Genomic DNA, 24,823 nt, shown 5'->3' on the forward strand with positions numbered 1-24,823 from the left:
AGGCTGCTGAAAATCAGCGCGCGAAGGTCAGCCGTTGGCCGCGCACGCTGCCATCCACGTTCTTGCCGTCCCACACGCGCTGGCCATTGACGAAGGTGGCGGCAATGGAGCTGCTGAAGGTATAGCCCTCGAACGGCGACCAGGCGCACTTGGACAGCACTTCCTCGCGGCGCACGGTGTGCGGCCTGTTCGGGTCCACCAGCACCAGGTCGGCGGCGTAGCCCTCGCGCAGGAAGCCGCGTTCCTTCACGTCGAACAGGGTGGCCGGTGCATGGGTCACGGCTTCCACCATGCGCTCGAGCGTCAGCTTGCCCTCGAACACGCGCTGCAGTGCTGCCTGCAAGGCGAACTGCACCAGCGGCAGGCCGCCTGGCGCCTTGTCGTAGAGCTGGCCCTTTTCCTCGAGCAGGTGCGGGGCATGGTCGGTGGCCAGCACGTCGATGCGGCCCTCGGCCAGCGCCTTGGTGATGGCTTCGCGGTCGGCGGCGGTCTTGATCGCCGGGTTGCACTTGATCAGGAAGCCCAGGCGCTCGTAGTCGCGGTCGTTGAAATGCAGGAAGTGGACGCAGGTTTCTGCGGTGATGCGCTTGCCCTTGATCGGGCCCGGCTCGAACAGCGCCAGTTCGTCCGCCGTGGAGATGTGCAGCACGTGCAGGCGGCTGTTGTGACGCCGGGCCAGTTCGATGGCCAGTCGGGTCGACTTGATGCAGGCCTCGCGCGAACGGATCAGCGGATGTTCGCGGGGCGGGATGTCGTCACCGTACTTTTCATGCGCCTTGGCGAGGTTCACGTCGATCATCGGCGTGTCTTCGCAGTGCGTGATGATCGGGGTGGGGGCTTCGCGGAAGATGCCGTCCAGCACCTCGGGGTTGTCCACCAGCATGTTGCCGGTGGAGGCGCCCATGAACACCTTGACGCCGGGGGCCGCCAGCGGATCGAGGCGGCGGATGGCTTCCAGGTTGTCGTTGCTGGCGCCCATGTAGAAGGCGTAGTTCACCGCCGAGGTTTCGGCGCCGCGGGCGTACTTGGCTTCCAGCGTGTCGCGGTCGAGCGCCGGCGGCTTGGTGTTGGGCATCTCCATGAAGCTGGTAATGCCGCCAGCTGCGCATGCGCGCGACTCGTGGGCGATGTCGGCCTTCTGGGTCAGGCCCGGTTCGCGGAAATGCACCTGGTCGTCGATCATGCCGGGGAACAGCCACAGGCCGCTGGCATCGACCACCTGCTCGCCAGGGCGGGCGTCCAGGTCCCCGGCAATGGCGTCGATGCGGCCCTGCTTCACTCGTACGTCGGCATGGAAACGACGGCCTTCATTGACCAGTTCGGCGTTCTTGATAAGCCACTCAGTGGCCATGGTTGGCTCCAGCATTACGGCAACGACGGAAGGTGACCTGCTCGGGTACGGGGTCTTCGCCCCCCTCACAGAGCGGCTGGCAACGCAGCAGGCGCCAACCGGTCAACGCGCCGCCACGCAACGGTCCGAAGCGCGCAACGGCAATCCGTGCATAATCGGAGCAGCTGGGGTGAAAGCGGCAGCGCGGACCCAGCAGGGGGCTTAGCCAGCGCTTGTAGAAGCCGAGCAGTAGAAGTATTAGTCGGGTCACGACGGTTTGACGCTGCCGAAACAGTTTGCGGCATGTAGTGTCGCAAGTATTCCAGAAGCAAGGTTGCCGGTGTTAGATACATGGGCTATAACACCCGGCCGCCAAGGCCAAAATGGTGAAGGGAAATGGCGAAAACGACGCGTAGTGCGACAGCCACCAAGCCGCAGAAGGGAAAGCCTGCTGGTAAGGTGAAGGACGTCAAGACCAGCAAGAAGACTGCGACTGCGCGCGCGGCTAAGCCGGCTGCGGCAGCCAAGACCGCTGCGGCCAAGAAGCCGGTGGCCAAAAAGGTCGCTCCCAAGAAGGTGGTGGCGAAGAAGGTTGTCGCCAAAAAGGTCGCCAAGGCCCCCGCCAAGTCCGTTGTAGCCAAGAAAGCCGCTCCCAAGCCGCCGGCGAAGAAGGCCGCTCCGGCCAAAAAGCCGGCACCGGCCAAGCCGGTCGCCAAACCGGTAGCCAAGAAAGTGGCTGCCCCAGCCAAGAAGCAACCGCCCAAGGCGGTCGCTGCACCGGCAAAGCCCGCCCCCAAGGCAGCCCCGGCCAAGCCGGTCGCCAAGGTGGTGCCAGCCAAGCAGCAACCCGTCGCCGCCAAGGTCGCGGCGCCGGCACCGGTCAAGGCGCCACCTCCGGCGCCGGCCAGGCCGGCAGCTCCACCCCTTGCCGGCAAGGTGGCCAGTGCCACCGCCCGTCATACCCCCCTCAAGAAGCAGAAAGCCCAGCAGTCCTCGATGAACAAATCCGCAACCCTCGATAACGGCATTACACGGGAAGACGGTCGCTACGCGCTGCCTTCGACCACCACGATCGACCTGCCCAAGGGTTATCGTCCCTCGTCGAACGACGAGGAGTACATGAACCCCAAGCACCTGGCCTATTTCCGCAACAAGCTTCGCGAATGGCGCGATCAGCTGGTTGAGGAATCGCGCCAGACCATGGAAAACCTGCGTGACGAAGTGCGTGACGTGGGCGATGAGGCCGAACGTGCCACTCGCGAGACCGAAAACTCGCTGGAACTGCGCACGCGCGATCGCTACCGCAAGCTGATCTCCAAGATCGACAAGGCACTGCGTCGTATCGAGGAAGGTCGTTACGGCTACTGCGAAGAGACCGACGAGGAAATCGGCCTGGAGCGTCTCGACGCCCGCCCGATCGCCACGCTGTCGCTGGACGCGCAGGAACGCCGCGAACATCTGCAGAAGCAGATGGGCGACTGATCAGGTTCGCTATGTAGCTGCCGAACCGACAAAGCCCCGCCATTGGCGGGGCTTTGCGCTTGTGAGCTTGATTGGTTCACGAGTTCGGTGCGCCGGTTCAATGGCGTCACCCTTCTGGCGTTCGCTCCGTGTCGGAGTCGATGCAGCGCGCTCAGGCGTTCAGCGAGGCCGCCGCATAGGCCTTCAGTTTCGTCAGCATCGCGGCGAGGCCGTTCGAGCGCGTAGGCGACAGGTGCTTGGCAAGGCCAATGGCTTCGATGAAACGCGGCTCGGTGGCGACGATCTCGCGCGCCGATCGATCTGAATAGACGCGCAGTACGAGCGCGATGAGGCCCGAGACGATGGCCGAGTCGCTGGCCGCCTGGAAGTGCAGCTTGTCCGCGTTGCCGCTGGGGATCAGCCAGACCATCGACTGGCATCCGTGCACGCGGTAGTCCTCGGTCTTCAGTTCCTCGGGCAAGGGCGGCAACTGCTTGCCCAGGTCGATCAGGTACTGGTAACGCTCGGTCCAGTCACCAAAGAAGGCGAATTCGTCGACGATGTCCTGCTGCGCCTGCTCGGCGCTGGATGTGGCAATAGCATTCATATCGTCATTATCGCGCGTTTTGCCGAATGGCCGCTGATGCCCCCCGCCGTCGGCGAGAGGGTACGTGGCTCAGCCCTTGGCGACGCTCCACCGCGTTCCCTGCGCGCCGTCTTCGATGACGATGCCCATGGCCGTGAGTTCTTCGCGGATTTCGTCGGCTCGCTTGAAGTCACGGGCGGCTCGCGCGGCGCGGCGTTCTTCCAGCAGGGCTTCGACACGCGCCTCGTCGACGGCCTCGTCGCCCGATGCCTGCTTGAACCAGGCTTCTGGATCGTGCTGTAGCAGGCCGAGCAGGGCACCCGCACCCAGCAGCGCGGATTTCGCGGCGCGGCGGGCTTCGGCGTCGCTGGCCTGGCGTGCCGTGTCGGCGAGCTGGGACAGTTCGGCCAGGGCTTGTGGCGTATTGAGGTCATCGCACAGCGCGGCCTCGACGGTCGCCGGCACGGGCAGAGTCGCGTCCGCTTCGACATCCGTCAGATCACGCAGCACGCGGTACCAGCCGTCCAGCGTGCTGATGGCCTGGGTGATGGCGCCTTCGGACCAGTCCAGCGGCTGGCGGTAGTGGCCGCGCAGCAGCAGCAGGCGCAGCGCCTCCGGCGGATGCGCCTTGAGCAGTTCATGCACCAGCATCACGTTGCCCAGCGACTTGGACATCTTGCGACCGCTGAAGGTCAGCATGCCGTTGTGCAGCCAGTAGCGCGCGAACACCTTGCCGCCATGGGCGCAGGTGGACTGGGCGATCTCGTTCTCGTGGTGCGGGAACTGCAGGTCCACGCCGCCGGCGTGGATGTCGATGGTCTCGCCCAGGTGGGCCGCGCTCATCGCCGAGCACTCGATATGCCAACCGGGGCGCCCGCGGCCCCAGGGGCTGTCCCAGCCCGGCAGTTCCGGCGTAGAGGGCTTCCACAGCACGAAATCGCCAGGGCTCTTCTTGTACGGCGCCACTTCGACGCGTGCGCCGGCCAGCAGTTCTTCCGGATCGCGGCCCGACAGGGCGCCATACGACGGAAACGAATCGACCTCGAACAGCACATGGCCTTCCGCCGCGTAGGCATGCCCACCGGCGATCAGCTGTTCGATCATCGTGATGATCTGCGGGATATGCGTGGTGGCATGCGGCTCCACGTCCGGCGGGGCGATGCCCAGCGCCGCCATGTCTTCGCGGTAGGCCTCGGTATAGCGCCCGGTGATGCTTTCGATGCCCACGCCCAGTTGGATGGCAGCGGTGTTGATCTTGTCGTCCACGTCCGTGATGTTGCGGGCGTACACCACATGCGGGTAATGACGGCGCAGCAGCCGTACCAGCACGTCGAAGACCACCGGGCCGCGCGCGTTGCCGATATGCACGTAGTTGTAGACCGTGGGTCCACACAGGTACATCGTCACCCGGTTCGGATCGAGCGGGGCGAACGGTTCGACGCGGCGCGTCAGGCTGTTGTGGAGCGAAATGGGCATCGGTCGGGAGGTCCGGACGGTGGAAGCAGGCGCGAGGCAGCGCAAGCCGGTCGCGCATCTTAACAAGCCGCCGGGCTGGCCGCGTGCGTTTTCCAGCCCATCAGGCGAAGTACGGCCGGCAACTGCCCGACTTTAGGCAGGGTTCTAAGCGTCGATTCAGAGTGAATTTGCTGCAATGGATGCTAGTGGTGCAAAGATGCGCCCGATTGCCGTAAGCGGAGGCCGAAGTGACCCGATGGTTGTTCCCCGCGCTGGTGCTGTCCTTGGTGACCGCCGGCGTGTCTGCACAGGATGCGAGGTACCAGCAGTACCAGAATGACGACAACACCCATTACGGGTGGGCCGATGTGCTGCGTGTCGATCCTGTGTATGGCGTGGCCCGTACCGAGGTACCGCGCCAGGAATGCTATGACCAGCAGGTGGTGCGCTCGGCGCCGCCGCAGGGCAGTGCGGCCGGGACCATCCTGGGCGCCGTGGTCGGTGGCGTGCTGGGCAGCACCGTCGGCAAGGGTGATGGCCGCACGGCCGCCACGGTGGCCGGTGCCGTCGCGGGTGGCGCCGTGGGCAACAGTGTGTCCCGCACGGGCGGTGGCGAGTACGAGAGCACCGAGACCCATTGCCGCCAGGTCAGCGCGGTGAGCGAGCAGCGCCGGATCATGGGTTACGACGTGGAATACCGCTATCGCGGCGAAGTCTACGTATCCCGCCTCAACTACGACCCGGGCGAGCGCCTGAGGGTGCGGGTGAGCGTTTCTCCCGCCGACTGAGATTGCAGAACGCCGCCCTCGGGCGGCGTTTTTTCATGGCTGCCCCACATCTTGTTGCATGGCAGCGAAAATCCCGTCATGATTAAGGTTCTACCACCCGGAACACCCATGTCCGCAGCCGTCTATACCGCTACTGTCCTTACCAGTGCCCGCATGGCCGCTGGGATGACGTCGCGTGCTCGCCGACCGCTGGTCCGACATCTGGCCGGGTAGGCTGTCGCACGCGTTTCATGTGTATCGACGACAAAACCCGGCCTGCAGCCGGGTTTTTTTGTTTCCGGAATCCGAAGTTTCGACCAGGACACTCACCAACATGACCCTCCGCCACTTTTTGACCACCCAGGACTACAGCCGCGCCGAGATCGATGCGTTGCTTGAACAGGCCGCCGCCTTCAAGCGCTCGCCTCGCGGCCAGCAGCTGGCCGGCAAGTCGGTGGCGCTGATGTTCTTCAACCCGTCGATGCGCACGCGCACCAGCTTCGAGCTGGGTGCGTTCCATATGGGTGGCCACGCCATCGTGCTGGCGCCGGGCAAGGACGCGTGGCCGATCGAGTTCGAGGTCGGTACCGTGATGGACGGCGATACCGAAGAGCACATCGCCGAAGTGGCGCGCGTGCTGTCGCGCTATGTGGACCTGATCGCCGTGCGCGCCTTCCCGAAGTTCCAGGACTGGTCGGTGGATCGCCAGGACAACGTGATCAAGGCGTTCGCCAAGTACGCCACGGTACCGGTGATCAACATGGAAACCATCACCCATCCGTGCCAGGAACTCGCGCACGCCATGGCGATGAAGGAACACCTGGGCAGCCTGCAGAACAAGAAGTACGTGCTGACCTGGACCTATCACCCGAAGCCGCTCAACACCGCTGTGGCCAACTCGGCGTTGCTGATCGCCACCAAGATGGGCATGGACGTGACCTTGCTGTGCCCGACGCCGGACTACGTGCTCGATGAGCGCTACATGGAGTTTGGCTACCAGAACGCCAAGGAAAACGGCGGCTCGCTGAAGGTCAGCCACAACATCGAAGAGGCCTACAGCGGCGCCGACGTGGTCTATGCGAAGAGCTGGGGCGCGCTGCCGTTCTTCGGTCGCTGGGATCAGGAAAAGCCGATCCGTGACGCGCACAAGCACTTCATCGTCGACGAACAGAAGATGGCGTTGACCAACAACGGCCTGTTCAGCCACTGCCTGCCGCTGCGCCGCAATGTGAAGGCCACCGATGCGGTGATGGATTCGCCCGCCTGCATCGCCATCGACGAAGCCGAGAACCGCCTGCACGTGCAGAAGGCGGTGATGGCGTCGCTGATCGGCCAGCGCTGAGCCCGGCGCCATGTACCTGCCCACGCACTTCAAGGAAACGCGCAGCGAGATGTTGCACGCGCTGATGCGTGAGTACCCGTTCGCCACCGTGATCGCGCAGGGCGAGCGTGGTGTATCCGCCAACCACCTGCCGCTGGAACTGGTGAGCGACACGCAGCTGCACGGACACGTAGCGCGTGGCAACGAACTGGCGAAGCTCGACGGTGCCGAGGTGCTGGTGATTTTTCGCGGTCCGGACGGCTACGTGAGTCCGAACTGGTACCCCAGCAAGCGCGAAACCCATCGCGAGGTGCCGACCTGGAACTACGCGGTGGTGCATGTCCATGGCCGCCTGCGCATGACCAACGATGCCGTATGGCTGCGCCGCCTGCTGGAGCGCCTGACCGATCGCCATGAGGCCGGGCAAGCGGAGCCATGGCACGTGTCCGACGCGCCGGAAGATCACATCGAGAAGATGCTCAAGGCAATTACCGGCCTGGAGATCGACATCGAGCGCATCGAAGGCAAGTTCAAGCTGAGCCAGAACCACCCGGCGGCCAATCGCGCCGGTGTCGTGGCGGGCCTGCAGGAGCGCGCCCGCCGTGCTGATGCGGAACTCGTCGATCTCATGTCGCAACAGGAAGAGGGCAGGTCATGAGCAGGGCGCACCAGCATAAGTACCAGGTCGAAGTGACCTGGACCGGCAACCAGGGCAACGGCACCAAGACCTATCAGGGCTATGGTCGCGACCACGATATCCGCATCACCGGCAAGCCGGTGCTGGCGGGCTCGTCCGATCCGCTGTTCCGCGGTGACGCCGGCAAGCACAACCCCGAGGACATGCTGGTCACGGCGCTGTCCACCTGCCACATGCTGTCCTACCTGCACCAGGCGGTGCTGGCGGGCGTGGTGGTGACCGGCTACGTCGATCATGCCGAGGGCACCATGGAAACCGACGCCCATGGCGGCCGTTTCCTCGAAGTGGTGCTGCGCCCTGAAGTAACCATCACGGCCGGCAGCGACCCGGCCAAGGCGGAGGCCGCGCATGAACCTGCGCACCACGCCTGCTTCATCGCCAACTCCGTGAACTTCCCCGTGCGCTGCGAACCGCGCATCATTGTCGAATCGGTTTGACCGTCTACCGTTTAGCCATCCAAATCAGGATCTGCAAGCCATGAGCAAAGACATCGTCCTCGCCTTCTCCGGCGGCCTCGACACCAGCTTCTGCGTCCCCTACCTCAAGGAGCGCGGCTGGGCTGTGCATACCGTGTTCGCCGACACCGGCGGCGTGGACGCCGAGGAGCGCGCCTACATCGAGCAGCGCGCCAAGGAGCTGGGCGTGGCCAGCCACGTCACCGTGGACGGTGGCCCGGCGATCTGGGCTGGCTTCGTGAAGCCCTTCGTGCAGGCCGGCGAGGCCTACCAGGGCCAGTACCCGCTGCTGGTATCCGATCGCTACCTGATCGTGGACGCCGCCATCGCGCGCGCCAAGGAACTGGGCACCAAGGCCATCGCCCACGGCTGCACCGGCATGGGCAACGACCAGGTGCGTTTTGACCTGGCGGTGAAGGCGCTGGGCGACTATGAGATCGTCGCGCCGATCCGCGAGATCCAGAAAGAGCACACCCAGACGCGTGCCTACGAGCAGGCCTACCTGGAAGAGCGCGGCTTCGAAGTGCGCGCCAAGCAGAAGAGCTACACCATCAACGAGAACCTGCTGGGCGTGACGCTTTCCGGCGGCGAGATCGACCATTGGAAGACGCCGGGCGAAGGCGCCCGCGGCTGGTGCAAGCCACGCGCCGAATGGCCGTCCGAGAAGCTGTCGGTGACGATCGGCTTCGAGCAGGGCGAGGCGGTTTCGCTCAACGGCGAGAAGCTGCCGGGCGCCAAGCTGCTGGCCAAGCTCAACGAGCTGTTCGCGCCGTACGGCGTGGGCCGCGGCATGTACACCGGCGACACCACCATCGGCCTCAAGGGGCGCATCGTGTATGAAGCGCCGGGCCTGATCTCGCTGCTCGCCGCACACCGTGCGCTGGAAGAAGCCGTGCTGACCAAGCAGCAGAACCGCTTCAAGCCGGAAGTGGCGCGCAAGTGGGTGGAGGTTGTGTACGAAGGTTTCTACCACGACCCGATCAAGACCGACCTCGAGGCGTTCCTCGCTTCCAGCCAGTCCTGCGTGAACGGTGAAGTGGTGCTGGAAACCAGCGGCGCCATGGTCACCGCGGTGGAAGTGCGTTCCCCGCACATCCTCAACGCCAAGGGCGCGACGTACGCGCAGTCGGCCGACTGGGGCGTGGCCGAGGCCGAGGGCTTCATCAAGCTGTTCGGCATGAGCAGCACGCTGTGGGCCGAGGTCAACCGCAGCTGACGCCCGTCATCCCGGCGGAGGCCGGGATTCAGTGACTTTCGCCGCAAGGTGCAAAGGTGCTGGATTCCTGCTTCTGCGGGAATGACGCACAACGAAAGCCTGAGGCAATCACCCCACCAGACGGATCGCATGAGCGCACTACTGGACGACACCCTTCGACATCTTCGCGCGCTGGTCAGCCATGACACGCGCAATCCGCCGCGCGAGATCGGCACGGGCGGTATTTTCGATTACCTGCGGGACAACCTGCCGGGTTTCGACGTCAGCGTGACCGATTACGGCGCGGGCGCCGTAACGCTTTACGCCGTGCGCGGCAATCCCAAGGTGCTGTTCAACGTGCACCTGGACACCGTGCCGGACTCGCCGCACTGGACGGCCAGTCCGCACGAGCTGCGCGTGACCGAAGACCGGGCCATCGGCTTGGGCGCCTGCGATATCAAGGGCGCCGCCGCTGCGCTGGTGGCCGTGGCCAACGTCACCGACGGTGACATGGCGCTGCTGCTGTCCACGGACGAAGAGGCGAACGATCCGCGTTGCATCGCCGGCTTCCTCAAGGACAAGCCGGCCTACGACGCCGTGATCGTGGCCGAGCCCACCAAGGGCGAGGCGGTGCTGGCGCATCGCGGCATCCATTCGGTGCACATGCGCTTCAAGGGCAGTGCAGGGCACGCTTCGGGCGAGCAGAAGCCGAGCGACAGCGCGGTCCATCAGGCCATTCGCTGGGGCGGCGCCGCACTCGATTACGTCGAGAAGCAGGCGCATGAACGCTTCGGGGGGCTGACCGGCCTGCGCTTCAACATCGGCCGCGTGGACGGTGGCATCAAGGCCAACATGATCGCGCCCGCGGCGGAGGTCCGTTTCGGCTTCCGTCCGCTGCCCACCATGCATCCCGACCAGTTGCTGGAGACCTTCCGCACGCTGGTGGAGCCGCAGCCTGTCGAGTTCGCCGAGCTGTTCCGCGGCGATTCGCTGCCGGCCGGCGATACGGCCACGGCCGAGGCACGCCGGCTCGCGGCGCGTGACCTTGCCGACGAATTGAACATCCCGATCGGCAACGCCGTCGACTTCTGGACCGAGGCGGCGCTGTTCTCGGCCGCGGGCTACATCTGCTTCGTCTACGGCCCCGGCGACATCGCGCAGGCGCACACCGCCGACGAGTGGGTCTCGCTCGAACAACTGAAGCATTACGCAGAAACCATTTACCGCATCATCGACAAGAGCAAGTAAAACGTGGAAGCCCACAAGCACACCAGGAAAACCATCGTCCGCCTGCTTTCGAGCATGGGTAGCGCGAAGGAGATCCAGCAATACCTCAAGCGTTTCTCGCAGCTGGACGCCAAGCGCTTTGCCGTGGTGAAGGTCGGTGGCGCGGTGCTGCGCGATGACCTGCCGGCACTGACCTCGTCGTTGACCTTCCTGCAACAGGTGGGCCTCACGCCGATCGTGCTGCACGGCGCCGGTCCGCAGCTGGACGAAGAGCTGTCCGCCGCCGGCATCGAAAAGCACACGGTGAACGGCCTGCGCGTGACCACGCCTCAGGCGCTGGCGATCGTGCGCAAGGTGTTCCAGGAGCAGAACCTGCGCCTGGTCGAGGCGCTGCAATCCATGGACACGCGCGCCACCTCGGTGCTGTCGGGCGTGTTCACGTCGACCTATCTGGATCGCGATACCTACGGCCTGGTGGGCAAGGTCAGCAGCATCAACCTGGCACCGATCGAGGCGAGCCTGCGCGCGGGCTCGATCCCGGTGATCGCCAGCATGGGCGAGACGGAAGAGGGCCAGATCCTCAACGTCAACGCCGACTTCGCCGCCAACGAACTGGTACGCGTGCTGCAGCCGTACAAGATTGTGTTCCTCACCGGCACGGGTGGCCTGCTGGATGACCAGGGCCGCATCATCGACTCGATCAACCTCAGCACCGAGTTCGAACATCTCATGTCGCAGCCGTGGATCAACGGCGGCATGCGCGTGAAGATCGAACAGATCGCCGATCTCCTGAACGACCTGCCGCTTACCTCGTCGGTGTCGATCACCCAGCCATCGGAGCTGGCCAAGGAGCTGTTCACTCACAAGGGTTCGGGCACGCTCGTGCGCCGTGGCGAGAAAGTGAAGCGCTTCGAGTCGTGGGAAGGCATCGACCTGGCGCGCATGCGCGAGCTGATCGAGTCGAGCTTCGGCCGCACGCTGGTGCCGGACTACTTCGAGCGCACCAAGCCGTTCCGCGTGTATGTGAGCGAGAACTATCGCACGGCGATGATCCTCACCCTGGAAGACGGGCTGCCCTACCTGGACAAGTTCGCCGTGCTGGACGACGCGCAGGGCGAAGGCCTGGGTCGCGCCGTGTGGCAGGTGATGCGCGAGGAGAATCCGCAGCTGTTCTGGCGGTCGCGCCACGGCAACAACGTCAACCATTTCTACTATGCCGAATCCGATGGCTGCCTCAAGCAGCCGCGCTGGAAGGTGTTCTGGTACGGCATCGAAGACTTCGAGACGATCACGCGCTGCGTGGCGCATTGCGCCCAGCGCCAGCCGACCCTGGTGGATTGAATCATGAGCACGACCAAGCATCGCATCGGCATCGTCGGCGCACGCGGCCATACGGGCGCCGAAGTGATCCGGCTGGTGGCAGCGCATCCGGCGCTGGAACTGGCCTTCGTTTCCTCGCGTGAGCTCAACGGGCAGCGCGTGGCCGACCAGGTGGAAGGCTTCCAGGGCGAGTTGCGCTACGCCAGCCTCGATCCCGAGGCCGTGGCGGCGCAGAGCGCCGACGTGGTGGTGCTGGCCCTGCCGAACGGCAAGGCGGAGCCGTACGTGGAAGCGATCGACAAGGCCAAGCCGGAGACGCTGGTCGTCGATCTGTCCGCCGACTATCGCTTCAACGAGAAGTGGTACTACGGCTTGCCCGAGCTCACCCGCGGACGCTGGCGTGGCGAGAAGCGCATCAGCAATCCAGGTTGCTATGCCACGGCGATCCAGCTATCCATCGCTCCGCTGAAGGACTTGCTGGCGGCGCCCCCGGTGAGCTTCGGCGTGTCGGGCTACTCGGGCGCGGGCACCACCCCCTCGGACAAGAACGACCCGGAAAAGCTGCGCGACAATTTGATGCCGTATTCGCTCACGGGGCACATGCACGAGAAGGAAGCGAGTCGCCATCTCGGCGTGCCGGTGGAGTTCATGCCGCACGTGGCACCGCATTTCCGCGGCCTTACGGTCACCACCAACCTGTATCTGTCGCGCCCGGTGAAGCGTGAGGACATCGTCAGCCGCTTCCATGGTGCCTATGACGGCGAGAAGCTGGTGCGTGTCGTCGACGAGGCGCCCTGGGTGAGCCAGATCGCGCACAAGCACCATGTCGACATCGGCGGTTTCGCCGTATCCAACGACGGCAAGCGCGTGGTGGTGGTGGCGACGCTGGACAACCTGCTGAAGGGTGCTGCGACGCAGGCCATGCAGAACATCAACCGCGCCATCGGCGTGGACGAGTACACCGCGATTCCGCTTGCCTGATCGTCATCTCTGCTTTCGCAGGGATGACGAGCTCAAATCCGGCGCTCTATTCCATTTGTAGGGAACCCAAATGACCCAGCCTCTCTGGCAAAAATCCAACATCAAGATCGATGCCCGCATCATGAAGTTCCTCGCGGGCGACGACGTGCTGCTGGATCGCGAGTTCTTCCTGCACGACATCACCGCCAGCAAGGCGCATGTCGAAGGCCTCGCCAACATCGGCGTGGTCAGCGTGGACGAAGCGGCCGCGCTGAAGCGCGAGCTCGACGTGCTGGCCGAGGACTTTCGTGCCGGCAGCTTCGTGCTGGACGAGCGTTATGAAGACGGCCACTCGGCGATCGAGGCGCGCCTGACCGAGCGTCTGGGCGATGCCGGGCGCCGCGTGCACACGGGTCGCAGCCGCAACGATCAGATCCTGGTTGCCACGCGCCTGTGGCTGAAGGAGCAGCTGGCGGCGCTGGAGCAGCACTGCAAGGCCATCGCCCAGGTCTGCCTCGACCGTGCAGCGCAGCCACCGATTCCGCTGCCGGGCTATACGCACCTGCAGCGCGCAGTGGTGTCGTCCACGGGCATGTGGTTTGCCGGCTTCGCCGAGGGCTTCATCGACAACGCTTTGCGCGCGCGGCAGACCGCTGCGCTGATCGATGCCAATCCGCTGGGTACCGCCGCGGGTTATGGCGTCAACCTGAAGCTCGACCGCGAACACACCACTGAGGCGCTGGGTTTCGCGCGCATGCAGGTGTCACCGATCTATGCCCAGCTCTCGCGCGGCAAGTTCGAGATGGCCGTGCTGGAGGCGATCGCGGGCGCGCTGCTGGATGTTCGCCGTCTGGCCTGGGATCTCTCGTTGTTCACCACGGCCGAATTCGATTTCGTGAAGCTGCCGTCCGAGTACACCACCGGCAGCTCGATCATGCCGAACAAGCGCAACCCCGACGTGGTGGAACTGCTGCGTGCCAGCTACGCCAGCGTGGCCGCAGCGCGCACCGAGATCGAGCAGCTGCTGTCGCTGCCCTCGGGCTACCAGCGCGACCTGCAGTTCTCCAAGGGCTCACTGTTCCACGGCTGCCGTCACGGCCTGGCCGCACTCGAACTGGTCCCGGACCTGCTTGCCCGCCTGGCCTGGAACGAGCCGGCCATGCGCGCCGCGATCGAGCCGGCCATGTATGCCACCGATGTGGCGATCGAGCAGGCTGCGGCGGGCGTGCCTTTCCGCGACGCCTACCGTGCAGCGGCGGACGCCGCGGCATCGGCCAGCGAAGGACGTACACCCGAGGGCAGCCTTGAGGCCCGCGTCTCACCCGGTTCGGGCAACGACCTTCGCCTGGGTGACCTGCGCGATCGACTAAGCCGTCTGGACGGCTAAACAGGAGTTTCGGCATGGGGACTGTCAGTACAGGGAATGCCGAACACTACACATGGGGACAAGGTTGCGATGGTTGGCACCTGCTGGCCAGTAGCGACCTCAGCGTGATCGAGGAGCGCATGCCGGTCGGCACGGCCGAGCGCCGCCACCTGCATGCCCATGCACGCCAGTTCTTCTACGTGCTCGAAGGCGAGCTCGCGATCGAGCTGGAGGGCGAGACGTACCGGTTGCGGGTAAGGGAGGGATTGCATGTTCCTCCCGGCATGGCCCATCAGGTCCGAAACGATGCGGCTGTCGATGCGCGGATGCTGGTGGTCTCCTCGCCGCGTAGCCATGGCGATCGAATCGACGCACCGGTTGAGGTCGCCACATGAGCCCCGCAGCGATCGCGACCCAGGCCTTGCCCTCGTGGCGTCGTGCCGTGCTCAAGGTGGGAAGCAACCTGCTGGCCGCCGATGGTGGCGGTCTCACGGCGCGCTATGCCGAGGCGATAGCGGCATTCATCAGTGCCAGTCGGGCGTCGGGTCGGCAGGTCGTACTCGTCTCTTCCGGTGCCGTGGCGGCGGGCCGGGCACAACTGCGCGCGCATGCCCCCTCGGGCGGCGACCTGGCGGCACGGCAGGCGCTCGCGGCGTTGGGACAGGCGCCGATGATCGCGCTCTGGCAGTCGCTCAGTCCGCGTCCGGTGGCGCAGGTGCTGCTCACCCATGACGACCTGCGCAATCGCCGCCGGTATCTCAACGCACGCGCCACGCTGCGCGAGCTTCTCGCGCTCGATGTGCTGCCCGTGGTGAACGAGAACGACACCGTGGCGGTGGACGAGCTGAAGCTCGGCGACAACGACAACCTGGCCGCCATCGTGGCAGCGCTGGTGGATGCCGACCTGCTGCTGATCGCTTCGGATATCGATGCGCTGTACAGCGCCGATCCGAGGCGCGATTCGGGCGCTGTGCCTATCGCGCGGGTGGATGCGCTGACGCCTGAGGTGCTCGCCATGGCCGGCGGCAGCGGTAGCGCAGTCGGCACCGGTGGCATGCATACCAAGCTGGAGGCGGCGGCCAAGGCGGCCGCTGCCGGTATCCCCACGGCGTTGTTCAGTGGCCGGGAACAGGCCGCTGTCGGTCTGCTTGGGCAGAACCAGCTTCGCGGCACGCTGTTCGCTTCCGGGCGCAGCCGTATGCAGGCTCGAAAATACTGGTTGCGGCACGCACCGGCCGCACCTGGGCGCATCCATGTGGATGCCGGTGCCGTACGGGCCCTGGTCGGTGGGCGGGCCTCGCTGTTGCCGGGTGGCGTGCTCGAGGTCAGTGGCGATTTCCATCGCGGCGATCTGGTCGAGATCGTCGATGACGCCGGAAGGCACGTCGCTCGCGGCCTCAGCCAATACGGCTTTGCCGAAGCCCGCCGACTGGCGGGGAAGCACAGCCGCGAGATCGAATCCTTGCTTGGTTACAGCTATGGCGCGGAGATCGTCCATCGAGACGATCTGGCGGCCGTGGCCGACTTTGAAACAGGAGAGAGTGACGCATGAGCGACATCCGTTCGCTGGCCATGGCTTGCCGTGAAGCCGCACCTGTCGTGGCCATGCTGGGCACTGACGCCAAACGTGCCTTGCTGCGCGGCATGGCCTCGTCGCTGGAGCATGGCATGGCGTCGATCCTCGAGGCGAATGCGTTGGACATGCGCGCCGCTGCCGAGAAAGGTGTGCAGGGCGCCATGCTTGACCGCCTGCGGCTCGACGAATTGCGCGTCGCAGTCATCGCACAGGCGTTGCGCGATGTAGCGGAGCTCCCAGACCCGGTCGGCATAGTGACGCGCCGAGAGACCCGGCCGAACGGCATCACCGTCGAGCGCGTTCGCATTCCCTTGGGCGTCGTGGCGATGATCTACGAGGCGCGGCCCAATGTAACCGCTGATGCAGCAGCCCTGTGCCTGATGGCAGGCAACGCCGTGATCCTGCGTGGTGGATCCGAAGCCATCCATTCCAATCGCGCGATCGCGGCAGCATTACACGAGGCGCTCGCATCACACGGATTGCCGAGAGCCGTGGTCACGCTGGTGGAGGATCTCAGCCGCGACACCATGGTCGAGCTGCTGCAGCTCAGTGATATCGTCGACCTGGCCATTCCCCGCGGCGGCGAGGGGTTGATCCGTTTCGTCACGGAGCATGCCCGCGTACCCGTCATCAAGCACTACAAAGGTGTTTGCCACCTGTATGTGGATCGTGCGGCCGATCTCTCGCTGGCGCTCAACTTGTTGGTGGACGGGAAGACTTCGCGCCCCGGCGTATGCAATGCGCTGGAGACGCTTCTTGTCCATCGTGAGGTCGTCGGCGAGTTCCTGTCGCTTGCTGCAGCCCCGCTGAAAGCACGTGGCGTGGAGATCCGTGGCGATGATGCGACGCGTGCCCTCGCGCCTGGCGCGCTCCCTGCGAGCGATGATGACTACGCGGCCGAGTTCCTCGACCTGATTCTGGCCGTACGCGTGGTGGACGACCTCGATGACGCGATCGCGCACATCCGACGTTACGGCTCGGATCACACCGAGGTGATCGCGACCCGTGATGAGGCCACGGCACAACGCTTCGTTCAATCACTGCGCTCGGCCGTAGTGATGGTCAACGTCTCCTCGCGTTTTTCCGATGGCGGGCAGATCGGCCTGGGTGCCGAGATCGGCATCTCGACCACGCGCTTGCATGCTTATGGCCCGATGGGAGCCGAGTCGCTCACCATCGAGCGCTTCGTGGTGCGTGGCGACGGCCAGGTGCGCCATCCGGAGGGCTGCGTCGGCTGATGCGACTTCACCGGTGTGATGCCGGTGCACGGAGACGACAGGGTCGCTCGTGCACCGGTCTTTTGATGCAGCGGATTACTTGACTGGGTTTTCCAGGCTGCGGTGGTCATAGCTCACCACGCGCGTCATCTGCCACTGCCCATCCTTGTAGCGCCAGATGTGGAGAAACTTGCCCTGGCCCTGGCAGCCCTTGCTGCCGATCTCGCAGAAGCGGTGGGTGCCGGCTTCGATCGCGCCGAAGTCCTTGATGGGATATACCTCGAGCTTGCCTACCAGTTCGCGGCGCACCTTGTGGCAGATGTTCCTGCGGGTGGCGTCCACCACGGCGTCCCGTGAGGTCATGAGGCCGCCCTTGTCGTGATAGAACTCCACGTCGTCGGCGAAGTACTTGCCGAACGTGTCGAGGTCACAGGTGTTATAGGCGTCGAAGACCTTCGTATCGAGTTCGTTGACGACGCGCACCAGCGCATCGCCGGTCGGCAGCGGCGCAGGTGACTCGGCATGGGCCATGCCGATGGCGAACAGCGCCGGCAGCAGGCAGGTCAGGCGGGTGTGCAGTACGTTGCGCATGGTCAGTCCTTGGCTGGGTGGTGCCGATCATTACGCAATCGGCGTGCCAGCACGAGGGGCGACGCAAGGTCTTGATCTGCCTTGAGGGTCGCTGCGACGACGGGTGGCCAGGCATGTCCGCGGACAGTATCCGGCCGTCCGGACGTCCGTTTGCCTCAGCCCCGGTTAGCCCAGGCGCGTACGGCCTCGGCAAAGGCCAGGCAGTCGGCGAAACGGTTGTACAGCGGTGCGGGCGAGATCCGGATGACATCCGGTTCGCGCCAGTCGCCGATGATGCCGTGCTCCATCAGGTACTCGAACAGCGAGCGGCCGCGCTCACGGCCGCCCAGCACGCGGATGGAGAGCTGCGCGCCACGGCGTGCCGGATCGCGTGGCGTGACCACGTCCAGTACGTCGCCCAGTTGGCTGTGCACCAGCCATTCCAGGTAGCCGGTGAGGTGCAGCGACTTCTCGCGCAGCCGCTGCATGCCGGCACGACGGAAGATTTCCAGCGACACACGCAGGGGCGCGAGCGCGAGGATCGGCGGATTGCTGAGCTGCCAGCCGTCTGCACCATAGGTGGGTTCGAACTGCGGGCCCATCTGGAAGCGGGTGGTCTTGTCGTGGCCCCACCAGCCTGCGAAGCGGGGCAGGGTGGTGCGTGCGTGACGCTCATGCACGAAGGCGCCGCCGACGGCGCCCGGTCCGCTGTTGAGGTACTTGTAGCTGCACCAGATGGCGAAGTCGGCGCCGCTGTCGTGCAGTTGCAATGGCCGGTTGCCCACGGCGTGCGCGAGGTCGAAGCCCACCATGCAACCGTGGCGATTCGCCAGGCGCGTGATGGCGGCGAGATCGAAGGCCTGGCCGGTGCGGTACTGGATGCCCGGCAACATCACCAGCGCGATGCGGGAGCCGTGCTCGGCCAGCACGCGTTCGATCGCTGCCATCGAGAGGGTGCCGTTCGGCTCGTCGCTTTCCAGCTCGATCAAGGCGGTGGCGGGATCGAAACCATGGAAGCGGACCTGCGACTCCATCGCATAGCGATCGGTCGGGAACGAGCCCGCTTCGATCAGGATCGCGTAGCGCTCGGGCGTCGGGCGATAGAAGCTCACCATCATCAGGTGCAGGTTCACGCCCAGCGTGTTCATCGCCACGACTTCATGGGGCTGTGCGCCCACGACAGCGGCGAGGTCGTCGCGCACGAATTCGTGGTAGTCCATCCACGGCAGGCGGCCCTTGAAATGGCCTTCCACGCCCAGCTCGCCCCAGTAGTCGAGTTCCGCGCTCAGCGCGGGACGCACGGCACGCGGCTGCAGGCCCAGCGAATTGCCACAGAAGTAGTGGCTGTCGCGATCTTCGTGCGGAGGAATCAGGAACTCGTCGCGGAAGGCACGCAGCGGATCGGCGGCATCCTGGGCCTGGGCCCAGGCGAGGGTGGCTTCGTAGCCTGCGGACATGGCAACTCTCTTCTTTGCGCCGCGCCGGGTGGCGCGGCGAGAAGAAGGCAGCTTACTTCAGTCGTGCGGCAATGGCATCGCAGCCCTTGTCGAAGGCGGCCTTCCACTGGGCGCCCGCCTGGCTCTGCGAGGGACGCACGCAGCGCAGCTGGATGGCGTGGTTGTCCTTGAACCAGTAACGCTCGCTGTAGCTGTACGGGGCGCCGTTTTCCTGCGCCGTGTACACGAAGCTGTCAGCACCCTGGCCGGTGGCCGCCTGGTAGCCGGTCAGCGACTTGGCCTTGCTCATGGCGCCGCTCACGTATTGCTGGAATGCGCTGACGTCGGCCACCTGCTTCACCGTCACCGTCACGCGGGCGAGGCTGGTGCTGCCCGTTGCCGACGGATCGGGCACCTGGAATACGCGCACTTCCGGATCGCCCTGGGTTTCCATGATGCCCACCCACTGGTCGGGCGTACTGAAGTTGACGCTGCCGCCTGCCATGCTGATGTCAGTGGCGTGCGACGCGCCAGCCAACACGAGGGCAGCGACGAAAACCGTGGTGCGGAAGAAACTCATGCCTGCTCCTGTGGGACGGCGTTGGGTTCGAATCGGTGGAGCGGCAGCCCCAGCCATTCCAGGGCGGTGCCATGGAAGAGCTGCGCACGGGCGACATCATCCAGGCCCAAGGCCTCGATGCCACTGCCAGGATGCTGTTCCCCCAAGGGGAAAGGATAATCGGTCCCCAGCATCACGCGCTCGACCCCGGTCACATCCAGGAGATAGCGCAGGGCGTGCGGGTCGTGCACGCAGGAGTCGAAATACAGCCGTTGCAGGTACTCGCGTGGGTTGCGCGGGTTATCGGTGGCCACCAGGTCCGGGCGCATGCGGTAGCCGTGCTCGATGCGGCCGATGCTCCAGGGGAAACTGCCGCCGCCGTGGGCCAGCATCACGCGCAACTTCGGCAGACGTTCCAGCACGCCGCCGAACACCAGGCAGCAGCCGGCACGCGACTGCTCGGCCGGCATGCCCACCAGCCAGGGCAGCCAGTACTTGGGCATGCTGGCGGCGCCCATCATGTCCCAGGGGTGCACCATCACCGCGGCGCCGAGGTCGGCAGCGGCTTCGAAGAACGGGAACAGCTCCGGCGCATCCAGGTTCCAGTCGTTGCAATGCGAGCCAACCTGCACGCCCTGCAGACCCAGTTCGTCGATGCAGCGTTCCAGCTCGCGGATGGCGAGTTCCGGTGATTGCAGCGGCACGGTGCCGATACCGGCGTAGTGGCGTGGATGCGCATTGCACAGCGCCGCCATGTCGTCGTTGAGATGGCGATGCAGCTCCAGCGCCTGATAGCCGGGTGCCCAGTAGGAGAACAGCACCGGCACGGTCGATACGACCTGCACGTCCACGCCGAAGCGTGCGTAATCGTCGATGCGCTGTTGCGCGTCGAAGGCCGAATCCCACACCTCGCGGAAGAACTTTCCGTCCTTGTAGATGCGGTGGCGTCCATCGTTGTGGATCATCACCGGAAAGCGCTCGTCGCCGTACTTGGCCGCCAGGTTGGGCCAGTCGCGGGGCAGGATATGGGCGTGGGTATCGATCTTGAGCATACGCCGAGTGTAGGCCTTCGGCATGACCGCGTCGTGCCGCGGTCGCACATTGGCCTGGGACGCCCCTGAACGTGCATCCGTCGCCCGATGGCGGCATCATGGACGGCGCGCTGACGCCGCGCTCGCCATGGGAGGCAGCATGAAGTTCCTGGTCATGATCTACAACGACGACGCCCTGCTCGATGCGCTGCCGCAAGGCGAGTTCGACACCATGATGAAGGGCTGTTTCGAGAAGGCCGACGCGCTGCGTGCGGAAGGTTGCCTGCTCGATTCCATGCAGCTCGAATCGCCCGCACAGGCCAAGTCGTTGCGCATGCGCGACAACAAGATGAGCGTGATGGACGGGCCGTTTGCCGAAGCCAAGGAGTATCTCGGCGGCTTCAACCTGATCGAAGCCCGGGACATGGACGACGCCCTGCGCATCGCCAGTTTATTTCCCTGGGCGAGCATGGGCCGGATCGAGGTGCGCCCGGTGCGCGATATGGATGCGGTGAGGCGACGGGTCGGGGCCTGAAGCATCCTCTCCCGCGTTGGGAGAGGACCCATGCCTCCGCTTACGGTGCGCGGCGAACCGCCACCACCGCGTTGAGGCCGCCGAACGCGAACGAGTTGCTGATCGCGACATCCACCTTGCGCTCTCGCGCTTCGTTCGGCACGTAGTCGAGATCGCAGGCCGGATCGGGACCGAGGTAGTTCAGCGTGGGTGGCACGATGCCATCGTGGATGGCGCCGATGGTCGCCACCAGTTCCAGTGCACCGCCTGCACCCAGGGCATGGCCATGCATGGGCTTGGTCGAGGAGATCCACAGCTCACGTGCATGCTCGCCGAAGACGCGATGGATGGCGCGCGTCTCGGTGCTGTCATTCGCTACGGTGCCGGTGCCGTGCGCGTTGATGTAGTCCACCTGGTCGGGAGAAAGGCCACCGTCGCGCAACGCCATGTTCATCGCAGCCGCCGCGCCGATGTCCGACGGTGCGGCGATGTCGCCCGCATCGGAGCTCATGCCGGTACCGACCAGTTCGCAGATGATCTCCGCGCCGCGCTGCTGAGCGGACTCCAGCGTTTCGATGACGTACATCGCCGCGCCTTCGCCCAGCACCAGGCCGCGACGGCCCTGGCTGAAGGGGCGGCAGGTATCGGGGGCCAGCACGCGCATGGCTTCCCAGGCGCGCAAGGTACCCAAGGTAATACAAGCTTCGGTGCCGCCCACCACGGCCGCATCGACCAGGCCGCTGCGGATCATCATGGCGGCCTGCGCGAAGGCATGGTTCGACGAGGCGCAGGCGCTGGCCACCACGAACGAGGGCCCGGTGATGCCGTGCACCATGCTCACCTGGCTGGCCGGTGCGTTCATCATCATGCGCACGATGCCCAGCGGATGGAAACGCCCCTGGTGCTCGCCATAGAGGCGCTCGTAGAGGTCATCGCGCGTCGTTTCGCCACCGACACCCGTGCCGATCACCACCGCCGTGCGCGAAGCCGCCTCGCCCTCGAAGCTGATGCCCGATTGCTGGATGGCTTCCCTGGCGGCAATCAGCGCGTATTCGCTGAAGGGATCGAGCAGCGAGCGGCGTGCTTCGTCGAAGAAGTTGGCCGGATCGTAGTTGACCACTTCTGCCGCGATACCGCCGTTGCGCAACTGGCCCGGCTGGATGTGATGGATGGGACCGATGCCGGAACGGCCTTCGGTCATCGCCTTCCAGACGGAAGGCGCATCGTGGCCAAGGGCGCAGATCGCGCCCATGCCGGTGATGACGATACGACGCATGGTTGAGCAGGCTCTTTGCTTAGCCCTCGGCGGACTTCAGGGCGATCTGGCGTTCGATCGCCTCGACAAGCTGGCCGACGGTGCCGTTGTCGAAGTCGGTGTCTTCGTTGGGCAGGTTGATGTTGAAGTGTTCTTCCAGGTCGAACAGCACTTCGATGGCGTCCAGCGAGGCGATGCCAAGGTCCTTGAGGGTGGACTCGGGCTTGATCGTGGCGATGTCGATCTTGGCCTGCTTCGCAATGATGTCGAAGGTTTCCTGCTGAACTGTGCTCATGTGTGCTTTCCTGGTTTCCATGGCGCCGGGGTGGTGCGGCATCGCTCGGATGCCTCCTGTTAAAGCCTGACCAACCGCCACGGCAAAGTCCAGAACGCCGGTGCATACGGAACGGTACGTAGACATCGTGCCGCGCCTGCCTTTCACGAACCTTTGGCCGGGGGCGGGCCTGCCGCAAGGGCGCGCGGGGCCTTATGCTATGCGGTCTGTATCCCATGGAAGTGCCGTGTGCGGTATCTGAACCAGCTTGAGCCGGATGCCCTGGTCGCCCGCTTCGCCGAGCATCCCCCCATCGGTTTCAGCGTGCTCGAGGCGGCGGGTACGCCGGCCTTCGTGGCACCCTTCGACCTGCTCACCACGGCGGATGCCGAGGCGCGCGACAAGGTCATGCACGCACCCGGCTACGGCTGGTGGGGGAAGCTGCTGCGCTGGCGCACGGCGTTCGTGGGCACCACGGTGTCGGAGTACGCGTTGTTTCCGCATGGTGTCGATCCTTCCGCCCTGGCGCGCTCACTGCGCGACGAGCTGGGCCGCCGGCAACGGTTGCTGATCGTCAAGGACGTACCCCAGGCCTCGCCGCTGTTCGACGCCGATGCGGCCGAATGGTGCCGCCGCTTTGCCGACGCGTGTGCCGACAACGGCTTCGTGCTGCTGGAAGGGCAGGCCTTGGCCTATGTGCCGATCGATTTTGCCAGTGAAGACGAATACCTCTCGCGCCTTTCTTCCGGTCGCCGCAAGGACATCCGGCGCAAGCTGCGCAAACGCGACGACGTGGCAGTGGAGGCGGTGCGCTGCGGTGATGCGGCGTTTGCCGACGATGCCGTTGTCGACGCGTACTACGCGCTCTACGAGAACGTGTATGCGCAGAGCGAAATCCACTTCGACAAGCTGAGCCGCGACTTCTTCGCGGCGGTGCTGCGCGATGCGGCCAACGGTGGCGTAGTGTTCGTCTACCGGCACGAAGGCGCGATGATCGGCTGGAACCTGTGCTTCGTGGTGGAAGGCAAGCTGATCGACAAATACGTCGGTTTCGCTTACCCGCAGGCACGCGAACAGAACCTTTATTTCACGAGTTGGTTCCACAATCTGGCTTTCGCACGTGAGCAAGGGCTCACCCATTACGTGGCAGGCTGGACGGATCCTGAAATCAAGTCCTATCTGGGTGCAAAATTCACCCTGACCCGGCACGCGATCTACCTGCGCAACCCGTTGTTGCGCATGTTGGCGCGCAGGCTGGGTCGGTTCTTCGAAAGCGACAGCCAATGGGCAACGCATGAACAAGCGTGAACCACTGATCCTGGACTTCGACAGCTCGGTAGGCGAGATACCGGGCGCGACGACGATCGCCCTGTCGGACTGGCAGGAGGCGATCCGTTTCGGCTGCACGCTGCGCACCTTCAACCGCCTGCGTACCAAGCTCGACGCACAGGCGCCCGCCAGCTACGGCACGGTGCTGATGGGCTCGGGGGACTATCACCACCTCACCTGGCCGCTGGTGGAACGCCAGCGCGCGCGTGGGCCGTTCCAGCTGGTGGTGTTCGACAACCATCCGGACAACATGCGGTTCCCATGGGGCATCCATTGCGGTTCGTGGGTGCGCCGGGTTGCCATGCTGCCGTACGTCACGCATGTGCACGTGGTGGGTATCACCTCGGGCGACATCGGTGCGAAGCACGCATGGGAGAACTACCTGCGCCCCCTTAAGGCCGGCAAGCTCAGTTACTGGTGCATGGACGTGAACGTGGACTGGGCTGCGAAGCTGGGCCTTTCCGACGCGTTTCGCCGTTTCGACGACCCGGACGAGCTCACCGGTGCGTTCATCCAGCAGTTGCGCCAGGCGCCGCAGGCTACCTACCTCTCGATCGACAAGGACGCATTCAGCGTCGACACCGCGCGCACCAACTGGGACCAGGGTCGCCTGGAAGAAGAGCACGCGATGGCCATCATCGAGGCTTTGCGTGGACGCATTGTGGCGAGCGACATCAATGGCGAGGTTTCCGCGTACCGGTACAGCACGTGGTGGAAGCGGCTGTTGAGCGGCATGGACGGGCAGGAGCCGATTCCGCAAAGCGAGCTGGATGCCTGGCAGGCGCAGCAGCGGGCCTTCAATACCCGTCTGCTAGCTGCGATCGCCGAAAGCAGTGTGTAAGCCGGCGTATCGACTCTCCTGACGGCAGGAGAGTGGCTCAGGGCAATACAGCGTAACGGAGTGCCGGCTCATTCCGGTGAC

At 65.1% G+C, this 24,823-nt stretch carries 26 protein-coding genes; 16 read left to right on the forward strand and 10 right to left on the reverse strand.

Going from position 1 to position 24,823, the window contains the following annotated elements:
• Positions 1 to 13 precede the first annotated feature (13 nt).
• Both EPB08_RS16675 and yidD read right to left on the reverse strand, forming a co-directional pair.
• Entirely contained in the window at positions 14 to 1,351 is a 1,338-nt protein-coding gene (locus EPB08_RS16675) for a dihydroorotase (RefSeq protein WP_130620245.1), read from the reverse strand.
• The gene (gene yidD / locus EPB08_RS16680; RefSeq protein ID WP_130620246.1) at positions 1,341 to 1,601 is read right to left on the reverse strand and encodes a membrane protein insertion efficiency factor YidD; all 261 of its coding nucleotides are present in this window, start codon (positions 1,599 to 1,601) and stop codon (positions 1,341 to 1,343) included. The genes EPB08_RS16675 and yidD overlap by 11 nt, the downstream gene beginning before the upstream one ends.
• Positions 1,602 to 1,726: 125 nt before the next feature.
• Between yidD and dksA the strand changes: the two genes are divergently transcribed.
• The gene (gene dksA, locus EPB08_RS21300) at positions 1,727 to 2,812 is read left to right on the forward strand and encodes an RNA polymerase-binding protein DksA (RefSeq protein ID WP_229238381.1); all 1,086 of its coding nucleotides are present in this window, start codon (positions 1,727 to 1,729) and stop codon (positions 2,810 to 2,812) included.
• 151 nt (positions 2,813 to 2,963) lie between these two features.
• Here the strand turns inward: dksA and EPB08_RS16690 are convergent, their stop codons facing one another.
• Positions 2,964 to 3,398, reverse strand: a complete 435-nt coding sequence (locus EPB08_RS16690; RefSeq protein ID WP_130620247.1) for a SufE family protein — start codon at positions 3,396 to 3,398, stop codon at positions 2,964 to 2,966.
• 69 nt (positions 3,399 to 3,467) lie between these two features.
• On the reverse strand, positions 3,468 to 4,853 hold the full coding sequence (cysS, locus tag EPB08_RS16695; protein WP_130620248.1) for a cysteine--tRNA ligase: 1,386 nt from the start codon (positions 4,851 to 4,853) through the stop codon (positions 3,468 to 3,470).
• 227 nt (positions 4,854 to 5,080) lie between these two features.
• Here cysS and EPB08_RS16700 point away from each other — a divergent pair, with 227 nt between their 5' ends.
• From EPB08_RS16700 to EPB08_RS16755, 12 genes are all read left to right on the forward strand, one after another.
• The gene (locus EPB08_RS16700) at positions 5,081 to 5,620 is read left to right on the forward strand and encodes a glycine zipper 2TM domain-containing protein (protein WP_130620249.1); all 540 of its coding nucleotides are present in this window, start codon (positions 5,081 to 5,083) and stop codon (positions 5,618 to 5,620) included.
• 313 nt (positions 5,621 to 5,933) lie between these two features.
• Positions 5,934 to 6,941, forward strand: coding sequence for an N-acetylornithine carbamoyltransferase (locus EPB08_RS16705; RefSeq protein WP_130620250.1), 1,008 nt, complete (start codon positions 5,934 to 5,936; stop codon positions 6,939 to 6,941).
• 10 nt (positions 6,942 to 6,951) lie between these two features.
• Positions 6,952 to 7,578 carry an FMN-binding negative transcriptional regulator gene (locus EPB08_RS16710; RefSeq protein ID WP_130620251.1) on the forward strand — a complete coding sequence of 209 codons (627 nt, stop codon included), beginning with the start codon at positions 6,952 to 6,954 and terminating at the stop codon, positions 7,576 to 7,578.
• Entirely contained in the window at positions 7,575 to 8,054 is a 480-nt protein-coding gene (locus tag EPB08_RS16715; RefSeq protein ID WP_130620252.1) for an OsmC family protein, read from the forward strand. Before EPB08_RS16710 ends, EPB08_RS16715 begins: the two co-directional genes overlap by 4 nt.
• Positions 8,055 to 8,094: 40 nt before the next feature.
• A complete protein-coding gene (locus EPB08_RS16720; protein ID WP_130620253.1) occupies positions 8,095 to 9,288 on the forward strand; it encodes an argininosuccinate synthase in 1,194 nt (397 codons plus the stop codon).
• Between the two features lie 129 nt (positions 9,289 to 9,417).
• Entirely contained in the window at positions 9,418 to 10,515 is a 1,098-nt protein-coding gene (locus tag EPB08_RS16725; RefSeq protein WP_130620254.1) for an acetylornithine deacetylase, read from the forward strand.
• Between the two features lie 3 nt (positions 10,516 to 10,518).
• Positions 10,519 to 11,835: an acetylglutamate kinase gene (locus tag EPB08_RS16730; RefSeq protein WP_130620255.1), complete on the forward strand. Its 1,317-nt coding sequence runs from the start codon at positions 10,519 to 10,521 to the stop codon at positions 11,833 to 11,835.
• Positions 11,836 to 11,838: 3 nt separating this feature from the next.
• Positions 11,839 to 12,795, forward strand: coding sequence for an N-acetyl-gamma-glutamyl-phosphate reductase (argC, locus tag EPB08_RS16735; RefSeq protein ID WP_130620256.1), 957 nt, complete (start codon positions 11,839 to 11,841; stop codon positions 12,793 to 12,795).
• A gap of 70 nt (positions 12,796 to 12,865) precedes the next feature.
• Positions 12,866 to 14,161, forward strand: coding sequence for an argininosuccinate lyase (argH, locus tag EPB08_RS16740; protein WP_130620257.1), 1,296 nt, complete (start codon positions 12,866 to 12,868; stop codon positions 14,159 to 14,161).
• Between the two features lie 14 nt (positions 14,162 to 14,175).
• Positions 14,176 to 14,535, forward strand: a complete 360-nt coding sequence (locus EPB08_RS16745; RefSeq protein ID WP_130620258.1) for a cupin domain-containing protein — start codon at positions 14,176 to 14,178, stop codon at positions 14,533 to 14,535.
• Positions 14,532 to 15,692, forward strand: coding sequence for a glutamate 5-kinase (proB, locus tag EPB08_RS16750; protein ID WP_130620259.1), 1,161 nt, complete (start codon positions 14,532 to 14,534; stop codon positions 15,690 to 15,692). Before EPB08_RS16745 ends, proB begins: the two co-directional genes overlap by 4 nt.
• On the forward strand, positions 15,689 to 16,954 hold the full coding sequence (locus EPB08_RS16755; RefSeq protein ID WP_130620260.1) for a glutamate-5-semialdehyde dehydrogenase: 1,266 nt from the start codon (positions 15,689 to 15,691) through the stop codon (positions 16,952 to 16,954). Before proB ends, EPB08_RS16755 begins: the two co-directional genes overlap by 4 nt.
• 75 nt (positions 16,955 to 17,029) lie before the next feature.
• Here the strand turns inward: EPB08_RS16755 and EPB08_RS16760 are convergent, their stop codons facing one another.
• The 4 genes from EPB08_RS16760 to EPB08_RS16775 form a co-directional block, all read right to left on the reverse strand.
• Positions 17,030 to 17,524 carry a nuclear transport factor 2 family protein gene (locus EPB08_RS16760; protein WP_229238382.1) on the reverse strand — a complete coding sequence of 165 codons (495 nt, stop codon included), beginning with the start codon at positions 17,522 to 17,524 and terminating at the stop codon, positions 17,030 to 17,032.
• Between the two features lie 155 nt (positions 17,525 to 17,679).
• The gene (gene kynU, locus EPB08_RS16765; protein ID WP_130620261.1) at positions 17,680 to 18,960 is read right to left on the reverse strand and encodes a kynureninase; all 1,281 of its coding nucleotides are present in this window, start codon (positions 18,958 to 18,960) and stop codon (positions 17,680 to 17,682) included.
• 52 nt (positions 18,961 to 19,012) lie between these two features.
• On the reverse strand, positions 19,013 to 19,519 hold the full coding sequence (locus tag EPB08_RS16770; RefSeq protein WP_130620262.1) for a hypothetical protein: 507 nt from the start codon (positions 19,517 to 19,519) through the stop codon (positions 19,013 to 19,015).
• A complete protein-coding gene (locus EPB08_RS16775; RefSeq protein ID WP_229238383.1) occupies positions 19,516 to 20,574 on the reverse strand; it encodes an amidohydrolase family protein in 1,059 nt (352 codons plus the stop codon). The genes EPB08_RS16770 and EPB08_RS16775 overlap by 4 nt, the downstream gene beginning before the upstream one ends.
• 115 nt (positions 20,575 to 20,689) lie before the next feature.
• Here EPB08_RS16775 and EPB08_RS16780 point away from each other — a divergent pair, with 115 nt between their 5' ends.
• Complete coding sequence (locus tag EPB08_RS16780; protein ID WP_130620263.1) at positions 20,690 to 21,064, forward strand: YciI family protein; 375 nt, start codon at positions 20,690 to 20,692, stop codon at positions 21,062 to 21,064.
• Between the two features lie 40 nt (positions 21,065 to 21,104).
• Here the strand turns inward: EPB08_RS16780 and EPB08_RS16785 are convergent, their stop codons facing one another.
• Positions 21,105 to 22,319: a beta-ketoacyl-[acyl-carrier-protein] synthase family protein gene (locus tag EPB08_RS16785; protein WP_130620264.1), complete on the reverse strand. Its 1,215-nt coding sequence runs from the start codon at positions 22,317 to 22,319 to the stop codon at positions 21,105 to 21,107.
• Positions 22,320 to 22,338: 19 nt separating this feature from the next.
• Positions 22,339 to 22,593: an acyl carrier protein gene (locus EPB08_RS16790; protein ID WP_130620265.1), complete on the reverse strand. Its 255-nt coding sequence runs from the start codon at positions 22,591 to 22,593 to the stop codon at positions 22,339 to 22,341.
• Between the two features lie 228 nt (positions 22,594 to 22,821).
• On the opposite strand from EPB08_RS16790, the gene EPB08_RS16795 reads away from it, so the two are divergent.
• Both EPB08_RS16795 and EPB08_RS16800 read left to right on the forward strand, forming a co-directional pair.
• On the forward strand, positions 22,822 to 23,880 hold the full coding sequence (locus EPB08_RS16795) for a GNAT family N-acetyltransferase (RefSeq protein WP_130620266.1): 1,059 nt from the start codon (positions 22,822 to 22,824) through the stop codon (positions 23,878 to 23,880).
• Positions 23,867 to 24,742 (forward strand): arginase family protein, encoded by an 876-nt coding sequence (locus tag EPB08_RS16800; RefSeq protein WP_130620267.1) that lies wholly within the window; start codon positions 23,867 to 23,869, stop codon positions 24,740 to 24,742. Before EPB08_RS16795 ends, EPB08_RS16800 begins: the two co-directional genes overlap by 14 nt.
• Positions 24,743 to 24,823 lie beyond the last annotated feature (81 nt).

Origin of the sequence: Dyella amyloliquefaciens (assembly GCF_004296575.1) — a bacterium.
Taxonomy (GTDB): Bacteria; Pseudomonadota; Gammaproteobacteria; order Xanthomonadales; family Rhodanobacteraceae; genus Dyella; species Dyella amyloliquefaciens.